Source organism: Streptomyces sp. NPDC020875 (assembly GCF_040641415.1).
Classification (GTDB): Bacteria; Actinomycetota; Actinomycetes; order Streptomycetales; family Streptomycetaceae; genus Streptomyces.
Genome location: NZ_JBFADP010000139.1, coordinates 1 through 2,047, shown reverse-complemented (window position 1 = coordinate 2,047; position 2,047 = coordinate 1). Strand labels below are relative to the sequence as shown.

At 76.5% G+C, this 2,047-nt stretch carries 1 protein-coding gene and 1 pseudogene; both read left to right on the top strand.

Going from position 1 to position 2,047, the window contains the following annotated elements:
• Window positions 1-175: 175 nt before the first annotated feature.
• Window positions 176-715: pseudogene (locus tag AB0G74_RS34335) on the top strand (MOSC domain-containing protein); the annotation flags it as partial.
• Window positions 716-773: 58 nt separating this feature from the next.
• Window positions 774-2,047, top strand: a 1,274-nt coding sequence (locus AB0G74_RS34330; RefSeq protein WP_361154650.1) for a BTAD domain-containing putative transcriptional regulator, incomplete at its 3' end; no start/stop codon positions are given.

Below are 2,047 nucleotides of genomic sequence, written 5' to 3'. Positions count from 1 at the left end.
ACGTCCAGTACGAGGGAAACCGCCCCCTGGCTCCGCCGGGGGGACCCCCACCGCCATCGCGGACTGCACGCACCGGACGCCGCGGGCCCCGCCCTACGGGCGGACGGCGCCACTTTCGCAACACGCCGTAGGGTCGTGACGGACTGCACGTACCGACGGATCCGAGGGTTCGGCGATGGTCGGGACGGTATCGGCCGTCAGCAGCAACGGCGTGTACTCCTTCACCAAGCCGAACCGGGAGAGCGTCGAACTCGTCGCCGGACTCGGCGTCCTGGGCGACGTCCACGCCGGGGCGACCGTCAAACACCACTCCCGCCTCGCCCAGGACCCCACCCGGCCCAATCTGCGCCAGATCCACCTCATCCACGAGGAGCTGTTCGCCGAGGTCGCGGCGGCGGGGTTCACCGTACGACCCGGCGACCTCGGCGAGAACATCACCACCAGGGGAATCGACCTGCTCGGCCTTCCCACCGGCACCCTGCTCGCGATCGGCGACCACGCCGTGCCGGAGGTGACCGGGCCGCGCAACCCCTGCCGCCGGATCGACGCCTTCCGGGACGGACTGCTGAAACAGGTCGTCGGCCGCGACGCCGACGGGAACGTCGTCCGCCGAGCCGGGATCATGAGCGTGGCCGGAACGAGCGGCGAGGTGCGTCCCGGCGACCCGGTCACGGTCCGCCTCCCGCCCCCGCCGCACCGCCCCCTCGACCGGGTCCGACCCGGGGCGCCCGGCGGCACCCGGGCCCGTTCCGGCCGGGCAGAATGGGCCGGTGATGCTCCGCTACCACGTACTCGGACCCGTCCGCGCGATCCGGCCCGACGGCACCGAAGCCGTACTCGGCGGACCCCGGCTGCGGGCCCTGCTCACCGCCCTCGCCGCCGAGGGCGGCCGGGCCGTGGCCCCCGGGACGCTGGCGGAGCGGATCCGGGCCGCCGACGGCCGGGACCCCGGCGACGACGGCGGAATCGCCGCCCTCCAGGCACTGATCGGACGGCTGCGGCGGGCCGTCGGCCGGGACGCCGTGGAACTGACCCCCGGCGGCTACCGGCTGACGGTCGGGCCCGACGCCGTCGACGTGTTCCGCTTCGAACGGCTGACCGCCGAGGGGCTGGCCGCGCTGGCGGGAGACCGCCCCGCCGACGCCGCCCGCGTCCTCGGCGAAGCGCTCGCCCTCTGGCAGGGACCGCCGCTGCTGGACCTGCCCGACGGCGCCACCGACCCGCTCGCCGTCCGCGCTTCCCGCCGCCACGCCGAGGCCCGGCTCGGTGCCGCGTCCGCCGCCGTCGCGCTCGGCCGGGCCGCCGCAGTCCTGCCCGAGCTGACCGCCATCGCCGCCGCCGCGCCCCTCGACGAACCCGCCCAGGCCCTGCGGATCAGGGCGCTCGCCGAGACCGGGCGCGAGGCCGAGGCACTGGCGGCGTACGAGGAGGTCAGAAGCGGGCTCGCCGACCGGCTCGGCACCCGGCCGGGACCGGAACTGCGCGCCCTGTACCACCGTCTGCTCGGGGACGGCGGTACGGGGAGCCGGGCCACCGGGGACGCGGTCCGGACTGGCGCCGACCCCGTACGGCTCTCCCCGGTATCGGCGCCGGCGCCGTCCGATTCCCCCCTCCCGTACCCGCCCGCGCACCGGGCGCCCGCGCGGGGCAACATCCCCGCCCGGCTCACCTCCTTCGTCGGCCGGACCGACGAACTCGGCGAGGTGGCGGCGGCCCTCGCCGCCCACCGGCTGGTGACCCTCACCGGCCCCGGGGGCGCGGGCAAGACCCGGCTCGCCGTCGAAGTCGCCGACCTCACCCGGCCCGACGACCGTCCGGACGGCGTCTGGCTGGCCGAACTCGCCCCCGTACGCGACGAGGCGGCCGTGGCGGACGCCGTTCTCACCGCCCTCGGCGTCCGCGAGCCCGCCCTCCCGGCCCGGACGTCCGGGCCGCCCGCCGATCCGCTCACCCGCCTGGTGGAGTTTCTGCGTCGGCGGCGGTTGTTGTTGGTTCTGGACAATTGTGAGCATGTGGTGGGTGCGGCGGCGGTGGTGGTGGAGCGGGT